Annotated in this window: 26 protein-coding genes and 1 pseudogene; 14 read left to right on the forward strand and 13 right to left on the reverse strand. The window is 60.1% G+C overall.

All coding sequences use genetic code 11. The annotated features are described in order from the left end of the window. Positions 1-33 precede the first annotated feature (33 nt). The 3 genes from uvrD (at position 34) to BW43_RS24465 (ending at position 3,827) form a co-directional block, all read left to right on the forward strand. Positions 34-2,217, forward strand: coding sequence for a DNA helicase II (uvrD, locus tag BW43_RS24475; RefSeq protein ID WP_032884484.1), 2,184 nt, complete (start codon positions 34-36; stop codon positions 2,215-2,217). A 189-nt stretch (positions 2,218-2,406) separates the two neighbouring features. Further along, positions 2,407-3,276, forward strand: a complete 870-nt coding sequence (locus BW43_RS24470; protein ID WP_032884485.1) for a Tim44 domain-containing protein — start codon at positions 2,407-2,409, stop codon at positions 3,274-3,276. Positions 3,277-3,419: 143 nt separating this feature from the next. Beyond that, positions 3,420-3,827 carry an SMI1/KNR4 family protein gene (locus BW43_RS24465; protein WP_017739032.1) on the forward strand — a complete coding sequence of 136 codons (408 nt, stop codon included), beginning with the start codon at positions 3,420-3,422 and terminating at the stop codon, positions 3,825-3,827. A 74-nt stretch (positions 3,828-3,901) separates the two neighbouring features. Here BW43_RS24465 and BW43_RS24460 read toward each other — a convergent pair whose 3' ends face one another. Next, on the reverse strand, positions 3,902-5,665 hold the full coding sequence (locus BW43_RS24460; protein ID WP_032884486.1) for a cation:proton antiporter: 1,764 nt from the start codon (positions 5,663-5,665) through the stop codon (positions 3,902-3,904). 291 nt (positions 5,666-5,956) lie between these two features. On the opposite strand from BW43_RS24460, the gene BW43_RS24455 reads away from it, so the two are divergent. Beyond that, positions 5,957-6,442 carry an acyl-CoA thioesterase gene (locus BW43_RS24455; RefSeq protein WP_003177014.1) on the forward strand — a complete coding sequence of 162 codons (486 nt, stop codon included), beginning with the start codon at positions 5,957-5,959 and terminating at the stop codon, positions 6,440-6,442. A gap of 128 nt (positions 6,443-6,570) precedes the next feature. On the opposite strand, the gene pdxY is transcribed toward BW43_RS24455, so the two are convergent. Beyond that, positions 6,571-7,443 (reverse strand): pyridoxal kinase PdxY, encoded by an 873-nt coding sequence (pdxY, locus tag BW43_RS24450; RefSeq protein ID WP_032884487.1) that lies wholly within the window; start codon positions 7,441-7,443, stop codon positions 6,571-6,573. A gap of 117 nt (positions 7,444-7,560) precedes the next feature. On the opposite strand from pdxY, the gene BW43_RS24445 reads away from it, so the two are divergent. Further along, positions 7,561-7,956: a DUF3301 domain-containing protein gene (locus BW43_RS24445; RefSeq protein ID WP_032884488.1), complete on the forward strand. Its 396-nt coding sequence runs from the start codon at positions 7,561-7,563 to the stop codon at positions 7,954-7,956. Here BW43_RS24445 and BW43_RS24440 read toward each other — a convergent pair. Genes BW43_RS24440 through dksA form a run of 4 tightly spaced genes read right to left on the reverse strand, consistent with a single transcriptional unit; the run spans position 7,950 to position 11,238 of the window. After that, positions 7,950-8,912, reverse strand: a complete 963-nt coding sequence (locus BW43_RS24440; RefSeq protein WP_032884489.1) for a GTP-binding protein — start codon at positions 8,910-8,912, stop codon at positions 7,950-7,952. The genes BW43_RS24445 and BW43_RS24440 overlap by 7 nt on opposite strands. A 44-nt stretch (positions 8,913-8,956) precedes the next feature. Further along, positions 8,957-9,601: a DUF1826 domain-containing protein gene (locus tag BW43_RS24435; RefSeq protein WP_032884490.1), complete on the reverse strand. Its 645-nt coding sequence runs from the start codon at positions 9,599-9,601 to the stop codon at positions 8,957-8,959. Next, on the reverse strand, positions 9,601-10,806 hold the full coding sequence (gene zigA / locus BW43_RS24430) for a zinc metallochaperone GTPase ZigA (protein WP_032884491.1): 1,206 nt from the start codon (positions 10,804-10,806) through the stop codon (positions 9,601-9,603). Before zigA ends, BW43_RS24435 begins: the two co-directional genes overlap by 1 nt. Before the next feature lie 27 nt (positions 10,807-10,833). Then, positions 10,834-11,238 carry an RNA polymerase-binding protein DksA gene (gene dksA, locus BW43_RS0127190; protein ID WP_032884492.1) on the reverse strand — a complete coding sequence of 135 codons (405 nt, stop codon included), beginning with the start codon at positions 11,236-11,238 and terminating at the stop codon, positions 10,834-10,836. Positions 11,239-11,365: 127 nt separating this feature from the next. Here dksA and BW43_RS24425 point away from each other — a divergent pair, with 127 nt between their 5' ends. Further along, positions 11,366-11,734, forward strand: a complete 369-nt coding sequence (locus BW43_RS24425; protein ID WP_032884493.1) for a hypothetical protein — start codon at positions 11,366-11,368, stop codon at positions 11,732-11,734. Here BW43_RS24425 and BW43_RS24420 read toward each other — a convergent pair. After that, positions 11,731-12,942, reverse strand: coding sequence for an N-acetylmuramoyl-L-alanine amidase (locus tag BW43_RS24420; RefSeq protein ID WP_032884494.1), 1,212 nt, complete (start codon positions 12,940-12,942; stop codon positions 11,731-11,733). The genes BW43_RS24425 and BW43_RS24420 overlap by 4 nt on opposite strands. A 128-nt stretch (positions 12,943-13,070) precedes the next feature. Here BW43_RS24420 and folE2 point away from each other — a divergent pair, with 128 nt between their 5' ends. From folE2 to BW43_RS24385, 7 genes are read left to right on the forward strand one after another with little or no spacing between them, the layout of a single operon-like run. Further along, positions 13,071-13,961 (forward strand): GTP cyclohydrolase FolE2, encoded by an 891-nt coding sequence (gene folE2 / locus BW43_RS24415; RefSeq protein WP_032884495.1) that lies wholly within the window; start codon positions 13,071-13,073, stop codon positions 13,959-13,961. Further along, positions 13,958-14,626, forward strand: coding sequence for a metal ABC transporter ATP-binding protein (locus tag BW43_RS24410; RefSeq protein WP_032884496.1), 669 nt, complete (start codon positions 13,958-13,960; stop codon positions 14,624-14,626). Before folE2 ends, BW43_RS24410 begins: the two co-directional genes overlap by 4 nt. After that, complete coding sequence (locus BW43_RS24405; protein WP_032884497.1) at positions 14,626-15,492, forward strand: metal ABC transporter permease; 867 nt, start codon at positions 14,626-14,628, stop codon at positions 15,490-15,492. The genes BW43_RS24410 and BW43_RS24405 overlap by 1 nt, the downstream gene beginning before the upstream one ends. 11 nt (positions 15,493-15,503) lie before the next feature. Continuing rightward, on the forward strand, positions 15,504-16,382 hold the full coding sequence (locus tag BW43_RS24400; protein ID WP_032884498.1) for a metal ABC transporter substrate-binding protein: 879 nt from the start codon (positions 15,504-15,506) through the stop codon (positions 16,380-16,382). Beyond that, a complete protein-coding gene (gene hisI, locus BW43_RS24395; protein WP_032884499.1) occupies positions 16,379-16,792 on the forward strand; it encodes a phosphoribosyl-AMP cyclohydrolase in 414 nt (137 codons plus the stop codon). The genes BW43_RS24400 and hisI overlap by 4 nt, the downstream gene beginning before the upstream one ends. Next, entirely contained in the window at positions 16,789-17,349 is a 561-nt protein-coding gene (locus BW43_RS24390) for a DapH/DapD/GlmU-related protein (RefSeq protein WP_032884500.1), read from the forward strand. The genes hisI and BW43_RS24390 overlap by 4 nt, the downstream gene beginning before the upstream one ends. Before the next feature lie 3 nt (positions 17,350-17,352). Further along, on the forward strand, positions 17,353-18,690 hold the full coding sequence (locus BW43_RS24385; RefSeq protein WP_032884501.1) for a dihydroorotase: 1,338 nt from the start codon (positions 17,353-17,355) through the stop codon (positions 18,688-18,690). On the opposite strand, the gene BW43_RS24380 is transcribed toward BW43_RS24385, so the two are convergent. Beyond that, positions 18,687-19,208: a DUF3617 domain-containing protein gene (locus BW43_RS24380; RefSeq protein WP_032884502.1), complete on the reverse strand. Its 522-nt coding sequence runs from the start codon at positions 19,206-19,208 to the stop codon at positions 18,687-18,689. The genes BW43_RS24385 and BW43_RS24380 overlap by 4 nt on opposite strands. Positions 19,209-19,338: 130 nt before the next feature. On the opposite strand from BW43_RS24380, the gene cls reads away from it, so the two are divergent. Further along, positions 19,339-20,778 carry a cardiolipin synthase gene (cls, locus tag BW43_RS24375; protein ID WP_032884503.1) on the forward strand — a complete coding sequence of 480 codons (1,440 nt, stop codon included), beginning with the start codon at positions 19,339-19,341 and terminating at the stop codon, positions 20,776-20,778. A gap of 138 nt (positions 20,779-20,916) precedes the next feature. On the opposite strand, the gene cfaB is transcribed toward cls, so the two are convergent. The 5 genes and pseudogenes from cfaB to BW43_RS24350 all read right to left on the reverse strand — a co-directional run. Beyond that, the gene (gene cfaB / locus BW43_RS24370) at positions 20,917-22,101 is read right to left on the reverse strand and encodes a C17 cyclopropane fatty acid synthase CfaB (protein ID WP_032884504.1); all 1,185 of its coding nucleotides are present in this window, start codon (positions 22,099-22,101) and stop codon (positions 20,917-20,919) included. Between the two features lie 86 nt (positions 22,102-22,187). Then, positions 22,188-22,976, reverse strand: a complete 789-nt coding sequence (locus tag BW43_RS24365) for a DNA-binding domain-containing protein (protein WP_032884505.1) — start codon at positions 22,974-22,976, stop codon at positions 22,188-22,190. After that, positions 22,967-23,812, reverse strand: a complete 846-nt coding sequence (locus BW43_RS24360) for a DUF692 domain-containing protein (protein WP_032884506.1) — start codon at positions 23,810-23,812, stop codon at positions 22,967-22,969. Before BW43_RS24360 ends, BW43_RS24365 begins: the two co-directional genes overlap by 10 nt. A gap of 69 nt (positions 23,813-23,881) precedes the next feature. Beyond that, positions 23,882-24,133 (reverse strand): membrane protein, encoded by a 252-nt coding sequence (locus BW43_RS24355; RefSeq protein WP_032884507.1) that lies wholly within the window; start codon positions 24,131-24,133, stop codon positions 23,882-23,884. A gap of 117 nt (positions 24,134-24,250) precedes the next feature. Next, positions 24,251-24,524: pseudogene (locus BW43_RS24350) on the reverse strand (cation-transporting P-type ATPase); the annotation flags it as partial.

Here is a 24,524-nt window from a genome sequence, read left to right on the forward strand (position 1 = left end):
GCCCGACTCCCCCCAGCACCCTAGAATGCGCCGATGCGCGATGATCTCTCTCTTTTGCTGAACTCCCTCAACGATGCCCAACGCCAGGCCGTAGCGGCCCCCGTCGGCCGTCAGTTGGTCCTGGCCGGTGCTGGCTCCGGTAAAACCCGAGTGCTGGTGCACCGTATCGCCTGGTTGATCCAGGTCGAAAACGCGTCTCCGCACTCCATCCTGTCGGTGACGTTCACCAACAAGGCCGCTGCCGAGATGCGCCATCGCATCGAACAGTTGATGGGCATCAGCCCGGCCGGCATGTGGGTCGGCACCTTCCACGGCCTTGCGCACCGCCTGTTGCGGGCCCATTGGCAGGAAGCTGGCCTCGCCCAGACCTTCCAGATCCTTGACAGCGACGACCAGCAACGCCTGGTCAAGCGCGTGATCCGCGAACTCGGCCTCGACGAACAGCGTTGGCCCGTGCGCCAGGCGCAGTGGTTTATCAACGGCCAGAAAGACGAAGGCCTGCGCCCGCAACATATTCAAGCCAGCGGCGATCTTTTCCTGGCCACCATGCGCAGCATTTATGAAGCCTATGAGGCTGCTTGCGCACGTGCCGGCGTGATCGACTTCTCCGAACTGCTGCTGCGCGCCCTCGACCTGTGGCGCGACAACCCCGGCTTGCTGGCCCATTACCAGAAACGCTTCCGCCACATTCTGGTGGATGAGTTCCAGGACACCAACGCCGTGCAGTACGCCTGGTTGCGCCTGCTGGCCAAGGGCGGCGACAGCCTGATGGTAGTGGGTGACGACGACCAGTCCATCTACGGCTGGCGTGGCGCGAAAATCGAGAACATCTACCAGTATTCCGAAGACTTCCCGGACGCGGTCACTATCCGTCTGGAGCAGAACTACCGTTCTACCGCTGGCATCCTCAAGGCCGCCAACGCCTTGATCGCCAACAATACCGGACGCCTGGGCAAAGAGCTGTGGACCGACGGCGGCGAAGGCGAAGCGATCAATCTGTACGCAGCCTTCAACGAGCACGATGAAGCGCGCTATGTGGTGGAAACCATTGAAAGCGCCCTGAAAACCGGCCTGGCACGTAGCGATATCGCGATTCTGTACCGCTCCAACGCCCAATCGCGGGTATTGGAAGAAGCCTTGCTGCGCGAACGCATCCCGTACCGCATCTATGGCGGTCAGCGCTTCTTCGAGCGTGCGGAAATCAAGAACGCCATGGCCTACCTGCGCTTGCTGGAAGGTCGCGGCAATGATGCGGCGCTGGAGCGAGTGATCAATATCCCGGCCCGCGGTATCGGCGAAAAAACCGTCGAAGCAATCCGCGACCACGCGCGCCACGCCGACGTGTCGATGTGGGAAGCCATGCGCTTGCTGATCGCCAATAAAGGCCTGACCGGGCGGGCAGCGGGTGCGCTGGGCGTGTTTGTAGAGCTGATCGAGAATCTGGCCGCCAAGTGCCTGGAAATGCCCCTGCACTTGATGACCCAGACCGTGATCGAGCAGTCCGGACTGATCGCCTATCACGAAGCGGAAAAAGGCGAAAAAGGCCAGGCCCGAGTAGAAAACCTTGAGGAACTGGTCAGCGCAGCCCGCGCGTTCGAAAACACCGAAGAAGACGAAGAGCTGACTCCACTCGCCGCATTCCTCGGCCACGCCTCGCTGGAAGCCGGTGATACCCAGGCCGATGAGCATGAAGACAGCATCCAGCTGATGACCTTGCACAGCGCCAAGGGCCTGGAATTCCCGTACGTGTTCCTGGTGGGCATGGAAGAAGGCCTGTTCCCCCACAAGATGAGTCTGGAAGAGCCCGGCCGTCTTGAAGAAGAACGTCGCCTGGCCTACGTGGGTATCACTCGGGCGATGCAGAACCTGGTCATGACTTACGCCGAGACCCGACGCCTGTACGGCAGCGAGACCTACAACAAAGTGTCGCGCTTCGTACGTGAAGTACCGAAGGGCCTGATTCAGGAAGTTCGCCTGTCCAACAGCGTCAGCCGCCCGTTCGGTGGCGGCCAACAGCAGAACTCCAGCAGTATGTTTGCCGGTTCCGAGATTCCGGAAACTCCGTTCAGCTTGGGCCAGCAGGTCAGGCATGCGGTCTTCGGTGAGGGCGTGATCCTCAATTTCGAAGGCGCTGGCGCCCAGGCACGAGCGCAGGTGAACTTCGCCGAAGGTAGCAAATGGCTGATGATGGGTTACGCGAAGCTCGAAGCAGTCTGAAACATTTGCCTACATGAAGCTTATTGGCCCGCCCTTGTATTCAACGAGCGCGGGCCAATATCAGTAATCAGTCCTACAGATCCTTCGGAATCGGTCTTACGCAAAAGCCCGAAACATTATGCCGCTAGCCACTGCCACTACACCTGTGCAACATGGCGCGCGTGCAATCCACAAATGGGAATTCCCTTTATGAAACGTTTTCTTAGCATCGCCATGGCGTTGTGCATCGGCCTGACGATGAGCCTCGACGCCAACGCCAAACGCTTCGGTGGCGGCAAAAGCTCGGGTGCGGCACCGACTCACCAGACCAGCCAAATGGCTCCATCCGCCGGTGCAGGCGGTGCTGCCGCTTCCGCAGGCGCAGCCGGTGCTGCTGGCGCCGCAGCCAAGGCTGGCGGTGCTTCACGCTGGCTTGGCCCTCTGGCCGGTATCGCGGCCGGTGGCCTGCTCGCCTCCATGTTCATGGGCGGCGGCTTCGAGGGCATGCAGATCTTCGACATCCTGATCATGGCCGTCATCGCCTTCCTGGTCTTCCGCTTTATCGCCGCCCGTCGCCGCAAGCAGCAGGAGCACCTGGCTCCAGCCGGCGCGCCAATGCAGCGTGAAGTGTTCGAGCAGAAACCAGCCATGGGCTCGATCTTTGGTGGTTCGGCAGCGCCTGCTGCGGCCCGTCCGGTGATCAACGCACCGGCCTGGTTCAATGAAGAGCGCTTCGTCGAAGCGGCCCGCAGCCACTTCCAGTCCCTGCAGCAACACTGGGACGCCAACGAAATGGACAAGATCGCCGAGTTCGTGACCCCGCAACTGCTGGAGTTCCTCAAACGCGAACGTGCCGAGATCGGCGACGCGTTCCAGTCGACCTACATTGACGACCTGCGCGTTCAGTTGGACGGTGTGGATGATCGCGCCGACAAGACCATCGCTACCCTGACCTTCAGCGGTGTGTCGAAGACCTCGCGTTTCGACCAGGGCGAAGTGTTCAGCGAAAGCTGGAACATGGAACGCCCTCAAGGCGAGAACCAGCCATGGCTGGTCGCCGGTATTCGCCAAAACGGCTGATACCCACGCGCTTGAGCACGCCGTAACGAAAAACCCCGGACATGTCTCATGTCCGGGGTTTTCTATTTCACGGTTGCACTTATAGCGAGCTACTGTATAAAACGCCCCTATAAACCGCGCCATCTAGCAAGAGGATCCCGGCCGTGGAAGAAATCATCGAACAATTGCGTGAAGCCAACGAACCGGTCCCGGTTCCTCTGGAACTGCCTGACGAAGATCAACTGGTGGAAATCGAAGAACAACTGTTCATCGACATCCCGTTTGTCTTCCGTGAATTCCTGCTGACCGTCAGCGATGTGGTGTACGGCAGCCTGGAACCGGTGACCGTCACCGACCCGCAATCCCACACGTACCTGCCGGATGTGGCAGCCAACGCCTGGGATGCCGGCGTTGACCGCAGCATGATCCCGATCTGCCAGGACGGCGACGACTACTACTGCGTTGAAGAAGACGGCACCGTGGTGTTGTGGTCCGGCGAAGAAGAACTCGTCACCGAAGAAACGTGGGAATCGGTGTGGCACTGGGCGCGGGATGTTTGGCTGGAAAGCTGAGTCCTGTCACCCGTGGCGGACCGGTTTTTGTGGCGAGCAAGCTCGCTCGCCACAAGCGAATGCACCGCAGCACCTTAGTGCTCCGACGTGTCCTTGTGATTATCCAGAGTCTCCAGCAAGGCCACCTGCATCCGCGTATGCACGCGAATGAACCAGCGCCACAGAACGGCCGCTACCGCCGCCGCGACTACTGCAATCAGCACCAGCAACTTGTTGGTCGGCAAAATGCTGGCCGACAAGGCTGCCAATAGCAGAAAGATCACCAGCAACGACAGAATCGGGATCAGCTCCGAGATTACCCTTCGCACACGCTGGGTATGTCGCCCGGCCATTTCCGGCTTCACGCTCATTTCCGCCAGCAGCATCGACAGCGCCTTGAGCTTGCGGTAAGCCGCTATCAAGAACGGCAGCGACAACAACAACGCCCCTCCCCAGATCAACGCCTTCTGCCAGCTCGGATCACTGATCCAACCCTCCAGATACCCGCCAATGCGCACCGCAAAAAAGCTGCCAGCGAAGAAGATCGCGATCACCAGCGCGAGGTTCACCCCTACTTGCAGGATGATCTTGCGGATCATCGACGCTAGCATCGCGCCCTCGCCCTGAGGCTGAATGCTGCGCAACCACTCGCCGTACATCCCGAAGACCCGACTCATGCGCTTGGGCATCACTGCCGCAATCTTCAGCGACAGGGGATCAGCACCGCGAATCAGGTAGGGCGTGAGCAGTGTAGTGATCGCCGAAACCGCCACCGCCACCGGATACAGGAAGTCACTGGTTACCTGCAAGGTCATGCCCAGCGCGGCGATAATGAAGGAGAACTCGCCAATCTGTGACAGCCCCATGCCCACGCGCAGTGAGGTGCGGCCGTCATTACCGGCGATAAATGCGCCCAGGCCGCAGGACAGCATCTTGCCCAGCACCACGGCCACGGTGATTACCGCGATTGGCCAGGCATATTGCAGCAGGATCTGCGGGTCAATCATCAAGCCAATCGCCACAAAAAAGATGGCGCTGAACATGTCGCGAACCGGCTCGATCAGGCGTTCTATCTTAATCAACTGCTTGGACTCGGCCATGATCGCGCCGATCAGGAAAGCCCCCAGCACCATGCTGTATTCCAGCTTGACCACCAGCAGGCAAAAGCCGAAGCACAGGCCCAATACGGTGATCAGCAGCATCTCATTGCTTTCGAACTTAGCTACGTAAGCCAGCAGACGCGGCACCAGCAAGATGCCAATCACCAAGGCGACGATCATGAACAGCGAGAGCTTGCCGACGGTGGAGAACACCTCGCCGGAGCTCACGGTGCCGCTGACGGCGATGCTCGACAGCAAGGCGATGATGCCGATGCCAAGGATGTCTTCAACGATCAACACGCCGAAAATCAGCTGGGCAAAACGCTGGTTCTTCATTTTCAGGTCATTGAGGGCCTTGACGATGATGGTGGTCGAGGAAATCGCCAGGATCGCGCCGAGGAAGAGTGAGTCCATGGTGTTCCAGTCGAACCAGCGGCCGATTTCGTAGCCGATCCAGATCATCAGGATGATTTCCAGGAAGGCTGCGATAAACGCCGTCGCGCCCACCTTGAACAACTTGCGCAGGCTGAACTCCAGGCCCAGGCAGAACATCAGGAAGATCACCCCTAGCTCGGCGAGGGTCTTGATGGTGTCTTCGTCGTGGATCAGACCGAACGGTGGCGTGTGGGGACCGATGATGAAGCCGGCGACGATGTAACCCAGCACCACCGGCTGCTTGAGGCGGTGAAACAGGATGGTGACCACCCCTGCCACCAGCATGATCACGGCCAAGTCCTGGATAAAGCTGATGGCGTGCATGGCGAGGGGCTCCTTGAGGGTACTGGCGCTTTTCCCACTTCCGCCCACGCACATGAAAATGCGCAAAGTGCGGAAGGAAAAGTCTGCCTTGATCGTAAGAAATGCCCTGACATGGGCTTTTGAAGGTTAACACCGCGACTTCCAGCAGAAAGCCGGTGCAATATATGGAAACAGATCGGTGCAGGCGTGACGGCAAGCCGCCCACCGGCGTCCCGTAAGGGATGGCGCTGCAAAGATTCCAGCACCCGCAGAGGTGCACCCCAACCAATGCCTACAACCCGTGAGTGTGTTATGGAACCCGGAAACGCCCAGCTGTCGATGACGGTATTGATGACCCCTGACATGGCCAACTTCTCAGGCAATGTCCACGGCGGCACCCTGCTCAAGTACCTCGACGAAGTGGCCTACGCCTGTGCGAGCCGTTATGCCGGTCGCTATGTGGTGACGTTGTCGGTGGATCAGGTGATTTTTCGCGAACCGATCCATGTCGGCGAATTGGTGACGTTCCTTGCATCAGTCAACTACACCGGCAATACGTCGATGGAAGTGGGCATCAAGGTGGTGACCGAGAACATCCGCGAGCGCTCGGTGCGTCATACCAACAGCTGCTTCTTCACCATGGTGGCGGTGGACGACCAGCGTAAACCCGCTGCCGTACCACCGCTGCAACCCCATAACAGTGAAGACAAGCGCCGGTTCGTGCAGGCCCAGCAACGCCGGCAGATTCGCCAGGAGCTGGAGAAGCGCTACCAGGAAATCAAGGCAGACGCGCTGTAAGTCCCAAGCCGCAAACCCGATCAAAAATGTGGGGGGCTTGCCCCCGATTGCAGTGGGTCAGCCATTACTTAGGTAGCTGATACACCGCCATCGGGAGCAAGCCCCCTCCTACATTGGGTGTTGTGTACTTACAATCCGATCGGGGTGGCTTCAAAGCGCACACGTGGATGGGCAATGCGATCCTGGGCCCGCACCAACTCCAACTCGTAACTGGCGCAAGCCTGGGTTTCCAGCAGCACTTCGTGCACGGCCGCTGCGGTGAATTCAAACGCGGCCAGCAGGCTGTCGCCTAACAACACCCGCGCCAGGAACAACCCCGAGGTCAGGTCGCCCACGCCCACCGGTTGGCGCGGGAACGCCAGCAGCGGTCGACGCAGGTGCCAGCTGCCGTCGGCGGTCACCAGCAGCATCTCGAAACCATCCGGCAACTTGCCCGGGTAATCCAAGTGTTTGACCAGCACGGCTTTAGGCCCGCGAGCCAGCAACGCCTTGGCCATAGCCAGACAATCGAACAGCGACTGCGGTTTGCGCCCGGCAAAGCTGTCCAATTCCAGTTGGTTGGGGCACAGGAAGTCGGCCATGGCGACGGCTTCATCGAGCAGGAAATCGCTGACTTCCTGGGGCACGATGCAGCCTTTTTCAGGATGACCCATTACCGGGTCGCACAGGTACAAGGCCTTGGGATTGATCGCTTTAATACGCGCCACACCGGTGAGAATCGCCCGGCCCTGGGCCGCGCTGCCCAGATAGCCGGACAGCACCGCATCACAGTTGCCCAACTCACCGATGGCGGCAATCCCTTCCACCAACGCCGGAATTTGCTGCGGCGCCAACACTTCGCCCGCCCACTGGCCATACTGGGTGTGGTTGGAGAACTGCACAGTGTTAAGCGGCCAGACGTTCACCCCGACCCGCTGCATGGGGAACACGGCGGCGCTGTTTCCGGCGTGGCCAAAGACCACATGAGACTGGATCGCAAGCAGATGAGGTGTGCGTTTCATGCAGGGGATTTCCGTAAAGCCATTGAAATTCTGGCCGCGCAGTATGCGACTAAACACAGCCTGTACGACAGGCCAGCGACACAGTTAAGCTGCTCTCACTTTGTTGGAGTTTTTCGCATGCTGACCCTGGGAAACATCTTCGTGTTGATGCTGCTGGCGACCGGCGCCGCCTGGGTTTGGCACAACCACGGCCTGCGCGAACGGGCGCTCGCGCGGGTGAAGCAGCATTGCGCCAAGCTCGATATCGAATTGCTCGACGGTGCCGTAGCGTTGAAACGCATCGGTTTTGTGAAGGACGCCAATGGCCGGCGGCGTCTGGCGCGTATCTATAATTTCGAGTTCACCGTCACGGGCGAGACCCGTCACAGCGGGACCATCACGCAATTTGGCGCCCATAGCGCGCAGATCGAACTGGCGCCCTACCCGTTCGAGGCCAAGGAAGCGCTGCCCAGTGCTGAAGTCATTGAGCTGAGCCAATGGCGTCAGAACCATGCGACTAAAAACCGTCAGTAACGGCAGGCAGTCAGCGCGGCCTGCAATGCAGCCATATCCTGTGGTGTGCTGAAGATCAATTCGATACGTGAGTCGCGGCGCCATTCACTGGGGTGCCAGGCGAGCGGGCTGTTATCCACAGCGTTGGCCGATATCCACCCATCACGGCTGTGGATAACCAGTTTGGCGCGGCGCCACTCAAGCGATGTCAGCCACAGGTGCAGACGCTCGGAATCGAATTTCTGGCTCGGGTGCCAGCGCCAACCGATACTCCAACCGCCATCCTGGGCCTGGCTCAGGCAGATCGGCAATGCCGGATCGCTCCAGATAGCCGGCAATTGAGCCAGCCCCTTGGGCACCTCGACGTTATCCACAGCCTCTTCAGCCTGCGCATTCAAACCTGGCAGTTTGCCGAGCGGCACGTACGCCTGCCGCGTCCAATAAATGCCACGGTCGGGTAGCTGTCGTTCGACGGCCTCGCGTTGCTCAGCATCCAGCCCCTCATCCTTGTTCAACACCAACAGTCCGGCACTGGCCAACGCTTCCTGCTGCGCTGGCGGCAAGGGTTTGCCCGCAGCCAGCGCTTGGGCATCCAGCACCAGCACACAAGGCTGAACCGCAAGCACCGTCTGCCACGGCGCTTCGCGCAACTGCTGGAGCAACTGCGCAGGATGACCCAGGCCCGAGGGTTCGATAAACAACCGATCCGGCTTGGCCTTACGCAGCAACCGGCCCAGGCCTACCTGGAACGGTGCGCCATTCACACAACACAGGCAGCCACCGGCGACCTCGCCCAAGGCAATGCCGTCGTCGTCCTGGGTCAGCAACGCAGCATCCAGGCCGATCTGCCCAAACTCATTAATCAGCACCGCCCAGCGCTCGTTGGCCGGGCGTTGGGCGAGCAGGTGCTTGATCAGGCTGGTCTTGCCAGCGCCCAGGGGCCCGGCAATCACGTGGGTGGGAATGTTCTGCAGCATAAGTGCCATCGTTCGGACCGTGTAGAGCGTTTGATCCTACGCGGTTACGCGAGCCAATCCAGCGTCAGAATCAATCGGCGCTCATCCGCTTTCAGCGCGGGGGAGCGGTGGATCAGGCCGTAGCCTTCGTTGCCATGCCATTTGGTGCCCTTGAGCAGTGCCACTTCACCGCACTGAATCTGCTCAATGCGCTCGCTGGGCTCGGCGTCCGCTTGGCTGAGTTTGCGCCGGTCCATTACCCCTTCACGCAACCACTGGCTGCCGATACCTGCATAGGTGGTGATCAGCCGCACCGGCACATGATCGACGTGAAAACGCGGGCACATGGCTTTATCCAACAATCGCAGACGAACGCCTATGCGCTTGGCGCCGAGCAGACAGGCAAAAGCACTGACCAGCCACGACACATCGGCGACAAAGCCTTCATAACCTTCAAGATCGCGGCAACTGGACGCCAATCCTCGCAAGTTCGGCTTGGCGTCTTCGCTGTTGAGTTCGATCACGATCGAATCAGCCAACGGCTCGTTGAGTGCCACCAGCAAGGCGCCGAACTCAGCGATATGCAGCGGCAACTGGCGCTGCCATAGCGCCAGGTTCACGCCGTCTTCGAGGATGTCGGACAACGCCAGCGGGGTTTCACCGCGGGTCTGGCGAATCACGGGGCGCAGGGGGATAGCCGGTGCCAGCATCAGGCTGCCTCTTCATACCAGGGACCAAACGGATCAGCCAAAAGGCGCCACCCTTCCACGCCAAGGGCCATTTCTTCATCGGTGAGCAAGCACGCATCCAACTCGACGCGCATGTGGGCGAAGTCGATGTTCTGCCCGATAAACACCAGTTCCTGGCGGCAGTCGCCGGTGCTCAGTTGCCAGTTGCCCATAATCGCCGCGACGCTTTCTTGGTCTTGTGGCCATTGGCTTTTCGGTACGAAACGCCACCAGCGTCCGGCAAACCCGTGACGCATCAGGCCGCCTGCCTGGGACCAGCTACCGGCGTCCTGATGCTTGCTGGCCAGCCAGAAAAAGCCCTTTGAGCGCAGCAGTTTGCCGTTTACCCAAGGTCGATCGATAAAGTCGAAGAAGCGTTGCGGATGGAACGGTCGGCGTGCGCGATAGGCCATGGACGCGATGCCATATTCTTCGGTTTCCGGTACATGCTCACCGCGCAGCTCCTGCAACCAGCCTGGCGCTTGGGCCGCACGCTCGAAGTCAAAGCGGCCGGTGTTGAGGATCTTGTGCAGCGGCACCTCGCCCATGACCATCGGGATGATTTCCGCCTGAGCATTGAGGCGCTCAAGGATAGCCATCAGCTCTTCGCGTTCGCTGCTGCTGATCAGGTCGATCTTGCTGATCAAGATGACGTCGGCGAATTCGATCTGCTCGATCAACAGGTCGGTGATTGAACGCTCGTCTTCTTCCCCGAGGGTTTCGCCCCGCGAGGCCAGGCTTTCGGCGGCCTGGTAGTCGAGCAAGAAGTTCATGCCATCGACCACGGTAACCATGGTATCCAGGCGCGCAACATCGGCCAGGCTTCGGTCGTTTTCATCGCGAAAGGTGAAGGTTTCTGCCACCGGCAGCGGTTCGGAGATACCGGTGGATTCAATCAACAAGTAATCGAACCGACCTTCCTTGGCGAGTTTTCCGACTTCTTCAAGCAAGTCTTCACGCAAGGTGCAGCAGATACAGCCGTTGCTCATCTCCACCAGCTTTTCTTCGGAACGGTTGAGGGTGACGTCACGCTGCACCTCGCTGCCGTCGATGTTGATTTCACTCATGTCGTTGACGATCACCGCCACGCGCAGATTTTCGCGGTTGCGCAGGACATAGTTGAGCAATGTGCTTTTACCGGCGCCGAGAAAGCCAGATAACACGGTAACGGGGAGACGATTGGGCATCAGGTAATCCTCATCAGGGTTGGCCGGTCAAATCGCCCGTTTATGGCGCTCGCGCAGCTCTTCACGTTCTTTGGCTTCGATACACAGGGTGGCGGTGGGACGCAGCAGAAGACGTTGCAGGCCGATGGGTTCGCCGGTTTCGCGGCACCAGCCATATTCGCCACGGGCCAACAGTTCGAGGGCGTCGTCGATCTTGTCCAGCAGCTTCTTCTCCCGTTCCAGCAGGCGCAGTTGCCATTGGCGCTGCTCTTCGGCGCTGCCCACGTCAGCCGGGTCGCTGTTGGTTTCCTGCTCGCGCAGCACCAGGAATTCGCCTTCGATACGCGCTTGCAGTTCAGTGCGCTGAGCCAACAACAGTTCGCGGAAGAAGCCATGCTGGGCTTCATTCATGTAGTCGGCAGGCGGTTGGGTCAGCAGGTCTTGTTCAGTCATGGGCAGAGGTTCACGGGTCAGGCTGTTTTTTAATGTTATAGTATAACAATACAAATAAGCCAATCCCCCCTTGCTCGCTTCGACAAAGAGGGCAATGCTTGAACGCATCCCTGCCCCGAGAAACCTTATGAAATACCTGTTGTGCGCCCTGTTACTGGCAGCGGCAGGGACTGCTTGCGCCCAAGCGCCCAGCCTGCTGGCCAACTGCACGCGCAGCGCCAACCTGCTGGCCTGTGTCGACCCACTGGGCAACGCCTACAGTGTGTCGACCGAGGGCAGTACCACGTATTTGCGCGGTTTCGAGGTGGTCGGCAAACGCTATTGGGCACAGACCAACAGCCGTTATGGGCAACTGACGTTTTTTACTGGTTTGGCGTCAGATGGGGAGGCGTGGGTCGGCTACACGCGGCGCGTGGGTTGGACCACGATCAATCGCTTCTCCAGCTCCGGCGGGGCCAGCGCCAAGTTCACCTGCAGCCGCATTACCGGCTGTTAGGCCTGACCATTCTTTTGTTCCTGCACCCACGCCATGTAGCTGTTCATCGGCGGATTCTTCTGGAAGTAGTTTTTCAGGCCATCGAACAAGCCATCCGCCACCGCCTGTTGATGACGCGCCGTCACCAAGCGCTGGGCGTCTCGGGCATTGGAGATAAAGCCCGTCTCCACCAGGATCGAGGGCACATCCGGTGACTTGAGCACTGCAAACGCGGCCTGTTCCACACGTTTCTGATGCAGGCTGGTAATGCTTTGCAGGCTCCCGAGCACCGAACTGCCCAGTTGCAGGCTTGAGGCGATGGTGGCGTTCATCGACATGTCGAGAATCACGCCGGCCAGCATCGGGTCTTTATCCTTCAGATTGAGCAACGTGGTAGCGCCCAACAGGTCCGCGCCGTTTTCGCGCTGGGCCATAAAGCGTGCGGTGGCCGAGGTCGCGCCGCCCTCCGACAGCGCATACACCGAGGCTCCTGAAGCGGTGAGCCGCGGCGCAGCATCGGCGTGCACCGAGATAAACATATCGGCCTTGTGCTGACGGGCGATGTCCACGCGCTTGCGCAGCGGCACGAAGAAATCGTCGTTGCGCACCAGTTTCACGTCAAAGCCCTTCTCGCGCTTCAAACGCTTGGCCAGCAGTTGGGCGATGGACAACACCACGTCTTTTTCGCGCTGGCCCTTGGAGCCGATAGCGCCCGGGTCTTTGCCGCCGTGGCCGGGGTCGACCACCACCATGATGTCGCGCTTGGGATGCGCCTTGCCCTCTGGCGCCACCAAAGGCGCAGGGCCAGCCGCGATCTGACGTGGCGCCTGAGTGGCGCCAGTGAGATCGAGCACCAGGCGATGCCCCTGACCCTCCTGAGGCGGCAACACAAAGCTGGTGAGCCGCATCGGTGCGGCCAGATCGAGCACGATGCGCGTATCCGATTTGCCGAAATGCCCCGAGCGAATCGAGGTGATTCCGCTGTTCTTCAAATCCAGTTGAGAAAAGTCGCCACTGAGCGCCGCGCCGCTCAGGTCGATGATCAGGCGCTCCGGCGCCGTCAGGGAGAAGGTCTTGTACTGCACCGGACCGCTGAGGTCGAACACCAACCGCAGCTTGTCATCTGAGCGCCATAAACGCGCGTTACGAATCTGCGTGGCGTAGGCCGTGAGCGGCAAAACAAAAAAGGGGCTGGCCAAGAGCAGGTTGAGAAGCTGACGTCTGTGCATGACAAATACCGCAGATAAAGGAGCGTCCGTACTCGACATGACTGAAAAAAGGCTACGACAGAAAATTCATCGTAGACCCTATTGTTATACTATAACATGTCGAATTATTTCCAACGATGGACCTGCTCATGAACGCGCTGACTCTGCCGGATATCGCCGCGCAGGCTTCACGCCAAGCCTTGCCACTCGACTGGGTCGGCATGTGCGGCATCGCCCTACCAATCCTGATCGACGGTCAGCGCTTGACCGCCACCGCCGATGCCGGCGTGAGCCTGGATGACGGTACCGCCCGTGGCATTCATATGTCACGCCTGTACCTGGCACTGGAGATGCTCGACCAGCAGCCCCTCACGCCTGCACTTCTGCGCAATGTACTTCAGCGTTTTCTCGACAGTCATGAAGATTTATCTAAGAACGCCTACCTGCGTCTGCACACGAATTTGCTGTTGAAACGCCCGGCGCTGGTCAGCCCCTTAGCTGGCTGGAAAGGCTACCCAGTCAGCATCGAAGCGCGCCTGGAAAACCAGATGTTCCACGTGGAACTAAAAATTAACGTTACTTATTCCTCAACTTGCCCCTGTTCCGCTGCCCTGGCCAGGCAGTTGATTCAGCAGCAATTTCTCGAAGACTTCGCCGACACGCCGTTGCAGCATGAAGACGTACTGACCTGGCTCGGTAGCGCAGACGGCATCGTCGCCACACCCCACAGCCAGCGCAGCAGCGCGCAGTTGCACGTACACCTGCGAGGCGAGCAACTGGCGCTGACCGACATCATCAACGACGCCGAAGCTGCTCTCGGCACCGCCGTACAAACCGCTGTGAAACGTGCGGACGAACAAGCCTTCGCCCTGGCCAACGGACAGAACCTAATGTTCTGCGAAGACGCCGCCCGCCGCCTGAACCTCGCCTTGAAACGCTCGGATGCCGTCAACGCCTTCCACCTCAAAGTGATCCACGCCGAAAGCCTGCACGCGCACGATGCCGTGGCTGAAAGCCGCTGGACGAGACACCCTGAATGATCACCTGCAACGCTTTGCGCTGGGGCGCCCCCGGACAACCACTCACACCCGCCATAGATCTCATCCTGGAAAAAGGTAGCCTCACCGGCGTAATTGGTCCCAATGGCTGCGGCAAAAGTAGCCTGCTCAAAGTCATCGCCGGGCTGCAAAAGCCGCTGGCCGGCAAGGTGGTCGTCGATGTTCCACGCCGGGGCGGCCTAGCGTTCCTGCCTCAGCAGCAACACCTTGACCGCCAATTCCCCATTAGCCTGCAAGAACTGGTCGCCGCAGGTTTCTGGGGCACCCGACTCCCCCCGCAACAACGCAATCAGCGCCTGCAAGCAGTGCTGGAAGACTGGTGCCTCAGTGGCCTGGAACAGCGCCCGCTGATGGCGTTGTCCGGCGGCCAATTGCAACGCGCCCTGCTCGCCCGCATGAGTTTGGCCGATTCGCCGGTGTTGCTGCTCGATGAACCCCACGCAGCCCTCGATGAGGACGGCCAGACGCTGTGCTGGAAACATATCCACGCCTGGCATGCCGAAGGCCGCACGCTGGTCATCGTTTGCCACGATTTGGCGTCCGTACGCCACCACACCGAACAAGTGCTGCAAATCAAAAACACCGGTTGTGTGTTCGGCGATAGCAAAGAGCTGATCCGCCCGCAGCCCCAGATGCAGGTGGCCTGATGCACTTCGCCGCCCACTTATGGATGCCCTTCCTCGACTTCGTCTTTATGCGCCGCGCATTGATCGGCGGACTTGTACTCGCGTGCAGCACTGCCCCGCTGGGTGTCTTCCTGATCCTGCGCCGCATGAGCCTGATCGGTGACGCCGTGGCCCACGGCATCCTGCCCGGCGCTGCGCTGGGTTTCTGGTTCGCCGGGCTCAGCCTGCCGGCGCTGACCATCGGCGGCCTCGGCGCCGGCCTGAGCATGGCTGGCCTCTCCGCTTGGATCACTCGCCGTACCGGCCTGCGCGAAGACGCCAGCCTCGCCGCCATCTACCCCATTTCCCTTGCCGCTGGCGTACTGATCCTCGGCCTCGCCGGTAAACGCCTGGATCTTTTGCACTTGCTGTTCGGCTCTGCCTTGGCCGTCGACGCAACCACCCTTACCGGAATGCTCTGGGTGTCCGGGTTCAGCCTGGTCGCCATGGGACTGATCTACAAACCACTGCTGCTGGACACCCTCGACCCGCTGTTCCTGCAAACCGTCAGCCGCCTTGGCCCGCTGGCCCATGGGCTGTTTTTAACCCTGGTGGTGCTGAATCTGGTGATCGGTTTCCAGGCCATCGGCGCGTTGATGGTGGTGGGTCTGATGATGTTACCCGCCATCGCTTCACGTTTCTGGAGCCGGCGCCTGCCGGTGTTGATTGCGGTGTCGGCGGTGCTGGGATGCCTGTCGGTATGGCTTGGTTTGTTGTTGTCGTTCTACTACTCACTGCCCAGCGGCCCGGCGATTGTGCTGGTGGCTGGCGCTGGGTACCTGCTGTCCGTGGTCTTCGGTCCGGTGCACGGTTTGATGCGCCGCCCGCCCCTGCTTACATCCCAATGAGGTGTCTCCCGATGCGCGCTCTACTCGTGCTGTTCAGCCTGCTGCTGCCGCTGTCGATGGCCCAGGCCGCCGACAAACTCCAGGTGGTCACCAGCTTCAGTATTCTCAATGACATTACGCACCAGATCGGTGGCGACCACATTCAGATCAGCAACATGGTCGGCCCGGATGCCGACGCCCACACCTACGAGCCCACACCGGACGATGCCAAGGCGCTGCTCAAGGCCAAGCTGATCATCAAGAACGGCCTCGGTTTCGAACCCTGGCTGGACCGCTTAGTCACCAGCACCGAAACCAAAGCCACGGTGGTCACCGCCAGCAAAGGCGTGATCTCCCACACCATGGAAGAGGATGGCGAAACCATCCCCGACCCGCACGCTTGGCATAACCTGGCCAACGCTGAAATCTATGTGAACAACATCACCAAGGCGCTGGTGGCTGCCGACCCGGCCAACAAGGCCGACTACCTGCGCAACAGCCAAACCTACCTGAAAGAAATCTACCGCCTGCTGGCCGAAGCCAAGACCAAGTTCAGTGCTCTGCCCCCAGGCAACCGCCGCATCGTCACCTCCCATGACGCTTTCGGTTACCTGGGCCAGGCCTATGGCATTCAGTTCCTCGCCCCCCAAGGCCTGTCTACCGAACGTGAACCCTCTGCCGCTGAAGTCGCTGCGCTGATCACACAGATCCGCAAAGACAAGGTCAAAGCCGTGTTCATGGAAAACATCAAGGACTCGCGCCTGCTCAAGCAAATCGCCGACGAAAGCGGCGCGCAGATCGGCGGCACGCTGTACTCCGACGCCCTCGCCGCCGAAGGCCCGGCCAGCACGTTTACAGGGCTGTTCGAATACAACCTCAACACCTTGTGCGCCGCCCTGAGCAAGCCATGAACCTGAGCATGCTCGAACTGGAAGGGGCTGCCAAAGGCAGTCGCTTCCCACTCAAACCGGTACTCGATGCCCTGCCATGGAACAGCGATGGCCTGATTGCCGCCATCGCCCAGCAACACAGCAGCGGCGAGGTATTGATGCTGGCCTGGATGAACCGCCGGGCCCTCAGCGAAACCCTCGCTACCGGGCAAGTTTGCTACTGGTCACGCTCGCGCCAGCAACTGTGGCGCAAAGGTGAACGCTCCGGTCACTGGCAGCAGTTGGTGGAAGCACGCCTGGATTGCGACGGCGACGCGGTGCTGCTGATCGTCAACCAACTCGGCCCGGCTTGCCACACAGGCCGGCCCACCTGTTTCTACAACGCCATTGATGGCGACTACGTCCACATCATCACGGAGCCCAGCGCATGATCCGCAAGAACCCTTCCGGCGATCTGCCAGTGATTGCCGAATCGGCCTACGTCGACAAGACCGCCATCATCTGCGGCAAGGTCATCATTGGCGAGAACGTCTTCGTCGGCCCGTATGCGGTGATCCGCGCAGACGAAGTCGACGCCAGCGGCGCCATGGATCCGATCACCATCGGCGCCAATTCCAATATTCAGGACGGTGTGGTCATCCACTCCAAATCCGGCGCAGCAGTGACCATCGGTGAGTTCACCTCCATCGCCCACCGCTCCATCGTCCACGGCCCGTGCTCAGTTGGCGACCGCGTATTCATCGGTTTCAACAGCGTGCTGTTCAACTGCGCCGTGGGCGATGGGTGCGTGGTGCGCCATAACTCGGTGGTCGACGGTCGTGATTTACCCGCCGCGTTCTACGTGCCCTCCACCACCCGCATCGGACCGAATACCGACCTGTCGCAATTCCCACCGGTGAGCGTCAGCGCCTCGGAGTTTTCCGAAGACGTGGCACTTACCAACGTCGACTTGGTGCGCGGTTACAAAGCCCTGCAAAACGAGTTCTAAGCCATGAGCCGCCTGCTGATCCGCAACGCCCGCCTGGTCAACGAGGGCCAGATTTTCGACGCCGACGTGCTGGTCGCCAATGGCCGCATCGAAAAGATCGCCAGCAGCATCACCGGCTGTAACGCGCCACTGGCCATCGACGCCAAGGGGCAATGGCTACTGCCGGGCATGATCGACGACCAGGTGCACTTTCGTGACCCCGGCGCGCCGGACAAAGGCAGTTTCTACAGTGAGTCCCGCGCGGCCGCGGCTGGCGGCATCACCAGTGTGATGGACATGCCCAACACCAACCCGGCCACCCTGAACCTGGAGGCGCTGGCCGATAAAAAACGCCGCGCGGCCCTGCACTCGGTGGTCAACTACGGCTTTCACTTCGGGGTAAGTAACGACAATCTCGACATCGTCGCCGCCCTCGACCCCTGCGAGGTGGCGGGAGTCAAAGTGTTCATGGGCGCGTCCACCGGCAATATGCTGGTGGACGACCCACGGATCCTGGAGCGTCTGTTTGCCGAAGTCCCGACCATCCTCCTGGCCCACTGCGAACACACGCCCAGTATCCAGGCCAACGAACGGCGCTTGCGCGAGCGTTTCGGCGATGACATCCCCGCCGTCGCGCACCCCCTGATCCGCGACGCCGAGGCCTGCTATCGCTCATCCTCTTTCGCGGTGGAGTTAGCCCAGCGCCACGGCACGCGCCTGCATGTGCTGCACCTCACCAGCACGCGCGAATTGGCTCTGTTTGAAGACAAGCCCCTGGCACAAAAACGCATCACCGCTGAAGTCTGTGTGCACCACTTGCTGTTCGATGACCGGGACTATCACCGCCTCGGCCATCAGATCAAATGCAACCCGGCGATCAAGACCCGCGCCGACCGCGACGCGCTGCGCCAGGCGTTATTGAATGATCGTTTGGATGTGATTGGCACAGACCACGCGCCGCATACCTGGGCGCAAAAACAACTGGCCTATCGCGAAGCGCCGTCTGGATTGCCCCTGGTGCAACATGCGCTGCCGGCGTTACTGGAGCTGGTGGCAGACGGGCTGCTGCCGCTGGCCACGCTGGTCGCGAAGACCAGCCACCGGGTCGCCGACCTGTTTGCTATCCCGGACCGTGGTTATCTGCGTGAAGGGTATTGGGCCGACCTGGTGCTGATCAAACCCGAGCCCGAAGGTAAGCCGGTCAGGGATGAGCCGATTCTTGCCCGCTGCGGCTGGACGCCCTTTGCAGAGCGCAGCTTTCGCCACAGCGTCAGCACCACCCTGGTCTCCGGCCACCTGGCCTGGCACAACGGCAAGGTGGTCGACAGCTGCCAGGGTTTGCCGCTGCACTTTCTGCGTTAAGCGCGTGGTTTGACCGTACCGCAATCGTTGCCCAGCCACTGGGCGTGAGTGTCCAGGCTGCCCTTCTGCTGAATGCCGGTGGCATTGAAGGTGCCGTTGACGGTCGTGGTGAATTCTTTCTGGCTTTGGAAAGTGGCGACTCCGGTGCCCTGAGCTTTCGGGCAGCTGAAACGGAATTTCCACTGGTTGCCGGTTTTGTCGGTCACTTCCTGTTTGCAGCCCGATTGCGGGTCGGTCAAAGGGATTGAGTCCGAGGCGACCTGGGCTGGAGTGAGGCACACCTGCACGCCTTTACCTGCCATGGTGATGCCCTGCTTTTCGAGCATCGCGCGCTGTTCGGGGGTCATCTGTTGCTTGAGCTGACCGAGGATCAGCGACAGGTCCGGCAGGTCCTGGTTATCGACTTTCATATTGCTGGTGGTCAATTCCCACAAGCCCGGCGCCAGCATCTGCGCCTGCGCTGCCACCGGCAACGACAAACCAACAACCATGGATAAACAGAGCAGACGAGCATTCATCGGGTAACTCCTGGGCAATTGTGGGCGTTAGACGCTGCAAAGGCGCCAGTGTTGCACGCCAAATAAAATAGCGACATTCGCAGCCGAACATGGTCTGTTAGGCATTGGATTGTCTGGAGTACTGTCGTCCATGGATTTCTTTGGCCCGCACCTGCTCGCCTACTTCATCGCCACGCTGCACTTTCTCGGGACTCTCGCCGCGATCCACGCGGTGCTGACCGTCAGGACCGCTCAAGGCTCGATAGCCTGGGCCTTGTCGCTGATGTTCATGCCCTATCTCACGTTGATCCCCTACCTGATTTTTGGCCGCAGCACCTTCGACGCTTATATCCAGGCGCGGCGCCAGGCCAATCAGGAAATGCACACCGCCATCACCGCGCTGAACTGGCGTCCTTGGGTTGAGGAGGCGCTCGCTGCGCGCAACTCCAGCGCTTACGCCTCGTTGCGCGCCATGCCTAAACTGGGTCGCATGCCGTGCCTGGCCAACAATGAAGTACGCCTGCTGATCAATGGCAACGCCACCTTCAGCGCGATCTTTGAAGCCATTCGCAACGCCAAAACCGCTGTGTTGTTTCAGTTTTTCATCATTCATGACGATGAACTTGGCCGCCAATTACATACGCTGCTGAAAGAAAAGGCTGCCCAAGGCGTGACCATCTACGTGCTCTACGACCGCATTGGCAGTCACGCCCTGCCCCATCGCTACGTGCAATCACTGCGCGACGCCGGCGTGCAGGTCAAGGCCTTCGCCACCCGCAGTGGATGGCTCAACCGCTTCCAGGTCAACTTTCGCAACCATCGCAAAATCGTGGTAGTGGATGGCATCACCGGGTTTGTCGGCGGGCATAACGTGGGTGATGAATACCTGGGCAAAAAACCGCCATTGGCGCCGTGGCGCGACACCCATGTACAGGTCACCGGTCCCGTGGTGGCATGCCTGCAGGAGTCGTTTGCCGAAGACTGGTTCTGGGCCGCGCGTGAACTACCGCCGCTGATCTTGCCGGACACCTATCCCGAAGATGGCGTGCTCTGCCAATTGCTCGCCAGCGGTCCGGCCGATCCGTATGAAACCTGTTCGCTGTTTTTCGTCGAGGCCATCCACGCAGCGACCGAGCGGGTATGGATCACCAGCCCGTATTTCGTCCCCGATGAAGCGGTGTTTGCCGCCCTGCGCCTGGCGGTACTACGCGGAGTGGATGTGCGCCTGCTGCTGCCGTCGCGGCCGGATCACCGCATTGTGTATGCCGCCTCCAGCCTCTACGCCATCGAAGCCGTGCGCGCCGGAGTGCGGGTGTTCCGCTACACGCCGGGCTTTCTGCATCAGAAGGTGGTGTTGGTGGACAGCGAGATCAGCGCCATTGGCAGTGCCAACATGGACAACCGTTCGTTCCGGCTGAATTTTGAAGTGATGCTGCTGACCGTCGATGAAGCCTTCGCCCAGGAGGTGGAGCATATGCTGCTCGATGACTTCGCGCAGGCCCATGAAGTCAGCCAGGAAGAAAGCCGCGAAACACGGCGCCTGCAACAACTTGGGATGCGTGTGGCGCGCTTGATCTCACCAATCCTTTAACCAGACAACACAAAACAAAATGTGGGAGGGGGCTTGCTCCCGATAGCGGGGGGTCAGTCAACGGGTGGCGACTGATATACCGCTATCGGGAGCAAGCCCCCTCCCACAGTTGGATCTCCACCTTTCTGGAACATCAGCTCAGCGATAGATGTCTTCCCGCGTCCACGGCAGTTCATGGCTGCCATCCGCGTGAGGCTTCACCGCGAGGATCTGGTGCAGGTTGATCCAACCCCGTGCAAACGCATAGGCGCAACCGGCCAGGTACAACCGCCAGATACGCAACGCCTGTTCTGGCACCATCTTGGCCGCCGCTTCCAGGTTGTCCTCCAGTCGCTCACTCCAATGGTCCAGGGTTCGGGCGTAGTGCAGGCGCAGGCTTTCGACGTCGACGACTTCCAGCCCGACTTCGCTGATCTCGGCGGTCATCATTGCCAAGTGTGGCAACTCACCGTTCGGGAACACGTACCGCTCGATAAACTCCCCGGCGCCACGGCCCACCGGGCGGCCATCGGTGTGCTTGGCGGTGATGCCATGGTTCATCACCAGGCCGCCTTCACGCACCGCACCGAACAGGGTCTGGCAGTACTGCGCCAGGTTGGCGTGGCCGACGTGTTCGAACATGCCCACGCTTACGACTTTGTCGAATCGGCCGTCCTGGGGTAGATCACGGTAGTCCAGCAGTTGCAGGTCGATCTGGTCTTCCAGTCCCTCGGCTTTGACTCGTTCCCGAGCCAATACCAACTGCTCTTTGCTCAGGGTGATGCCAAACACTTTCACCCCGAACTCCCGCGCCGCAAACCGCGCCAGCCCGCCCCATCCGCAACCGACGTCGAGCAAATACTCCCCCGCCTGCAAGCGTAGCTTGCGGCACAGGTGGCGGAATTTGTCTTGTTGGGCCTGGTCGATGGATTCGCTGCCGGTTTCGAAATAGCCGCAGGAATACGCCATGTCCTGATCCAGCCACAGCTGATAGAACTCATTGGACAGGTCGTAATGGTAGGAAATCGCCGCTGCATCCGTGGCCTTGTCGTGGATCGAGCGCACCGGATGACTGTCGCCGTCGCCCTCGATCAAGGCATGACTCAGCTCATCACAGACCCGGATCACTTCGCTGATGGAACCTTCCAGCTCCAGTTTGCCCTCGACGAAGGCTTCGCCCAGTGAGTCGAGTGTGGGATGGGTCAGTTGCGAGACGACCGTGGGGTCCTTCACCACGATGGTCACACTGGGCTCTGGGCCCAAGTTGAATTCATGGCCGTCCCAGAGTCGCAGACGCAGCGGTAGCTGAAGATTCTGTAAGGCCGGTGGAAGTTGCGCGAGCATGAGTAGTCCCCCCTTGTTTCAGACGTCTGAACTGAGGGTAGACCATCCCAATAAAAGTAGGAGGCTATCGATTTGATAGCCCTCTTCTATGGAGCTCGGCGTTGGAGCAAACCGTCCTGGATCCACTGTTTCAGCCATGTAACAGCCTGCAGCGGCGCACCCTCTGCATAAGTGACTGCTAGCTGCTCACACAGTTCTGCGAAGGTCCAACCGGTCGTCACCATACCGGCCAATGCTAAGGCTTCCGCAGGTTCCAGGCTGCGGTAATGGCACACATGATGAAGGCGCCATACCAGGCAGATCTGCGCCAGGTCCAAGGTGTAGCTGCCTGGGAAATCCGCCCCATCTTTGCTGGCACGCCAGATGCCCACGCTGTTGAAGTGACACAGTCGCTGCTGCACGGACGGCGTCAGGGCAACCTGCAAATCCGGCCAGTCCTCGGGCGGCAGGAGCGCCATGTCATTCAGGGACAGCGGCTGACCCTGCGGCGCATCGAAGGCCAGGGTAAAAGCCCACTCCAACTTAGCCAGCTCTGCCAGCGGTGCACTTTGTTCGGCCACGAGGTGCTCGTGGATAAACGCCGGCAACCGTTCGCCAAACCAACGCAAGCTGTAATGGGCCGACGGATAACGGCGTACATAAGCGTGGGTCAGCGCCGCAAACTCATCATCCCCCAGCCAATAGAGGATGGCGCTGAAGTCGTGCCGCAGTACTTCCTGCAACCGCGCGATATAGGCGTTGTGATAGATCGCCAGGCCCGTGTCTACGTCCAGCGTCGGCCCGCCCAATAAAGTGGCGGCAAAGCCACTGTTGGCATCGGGAGTTTGGGCTAATAAATGCTGTTCGAAGGCCAACTGCCAATCGGTCAGGCGCATACCGCTCTCCTGGCCAAGGCGGTGGCGCCCAGTTCGCGGGCCTTGCTCAACTCGGTGAGCAGCTCTTCGAACGGCGGAAAATGGTCATCGCGCTCCAACAGCGTCGACACAGGCCCCACGTGCTCCAGGGTCTGTTGGTACAGCGCCCACACCGGATCACAGACCGGATGGTCGTGGGTATCGACTACGTAGTCGCCATAGTCCATATGCCCCGCCAAATGCAGCTGACGAATGCTGTCGGGCGGCAGGTTGCGGATAAAGGTCCAGGCATCGAAGCCATGGTTGCGAGAGCTGACATACACATTATTGACGTCCAGCAACAACTGGCACCCCGACAGATGAGCCAAGGCGTTGAGGAATTCCCACTCGGTGAATTCATCTGCCTTGGAACGCACGTAACTGGAGACGTTTTCCAGCACCAGCGGGCGCTGCAACACGTCCTGCACTTGGCGAACGCGGCTGGCGACGTGATAGAGGCTTTCTTCGGTGTAAGGCAGAGGCAGCAGGTCGTGCAACTGGTGCGCACTGCCGCGGCTCCAGCACAGATGATCGGAAACCCACGCCGGGTGAATACGCTCGGCGAGCTGTTTGATCTGCTTGAGGTAATCGATATCGATGGCGTGGGGCCCGCCAATGGACAGGGACACCCCGTGCATCACCAGGGGATAGCGCTCGGCTATCGCGTCCAGGAAGTACAAGGCTTTACCGCCCTGCACCAGATAATTCTCGGAGATCACTTCGAACCAATCCACGGCCGGCGATTGTTCAAGGATCTGCTGGTAGTACTCACTGCGTAAACCCAGGCCGTAACCCAGACTTGGAAGGGAAGCGGACATGGCTGACTCCTGGGGAAAGTGTGTCCGCAGCGGAGGGGGGCTGCCGCTGCGGTTGCACTCGTTTGCCGGTTATTCGCCGACTTTGCCGCCAGCCGCGTCACAGGCTGCCTTGGTCATAGCCTTGAAGCCGTGGCCCTTGCACTCTGCCTGGCCTTTGCAGGCGTTTTCAGCGGTCTTGCAGTCGTTCATGCCCTTGCAGGAGGTTACGCCGTAGCAATGCACTGGCGCGTCTGCGGCTTGTACCTGGGTGGCGACACCAGCAAACATGGTAGCGGCGGCCATCGCGAAAGCGGCACCAGCAGCAGCGGATTTAATGTTCATTGTTGTATTCCTCATGATCAGTAGTGGCGTCGGTCTGAACGGATTGTTCAGTCTCGACACACCACTAGAGTGAGGCCCCCCACCGGCGTTACAGCGGTGCGCAAATATTGCTGAAAATTATTCGTCGAGTTTCAAAAGCGGCTCGTGGAAGCGTAGCAAACGCCCGGCGTTACCCAGCACCAGCAACGTGCTGAGGTTGTGCAACACTGCCGCGATCATTGCCCCTGCGGCCCCCAACCAGCCAAATGCGGCGAACACCACAATCGCCAGCGTCCAGCCCAGACCGATGATCACATTGACCTGCAACGTGTGCCGACACTGGCGACTCAAGCGCACACAGGTGCCGAGGCGGCGCAGGTCGCTGCCGATCAGCACCACGTCCGCCGAAGCC

The organism is Pseudomonas sp. RIT357 (genome assembly GCF_000632245.1).
GTDB classification, from domain to species: domain Bacteria; phylum Pseudomonadota; class Gammaproteobacteria; order Pseudomonadales; family Pseudomonadaceae; genus Aquipseudomonas; species Aquipseudomonas sivasensis.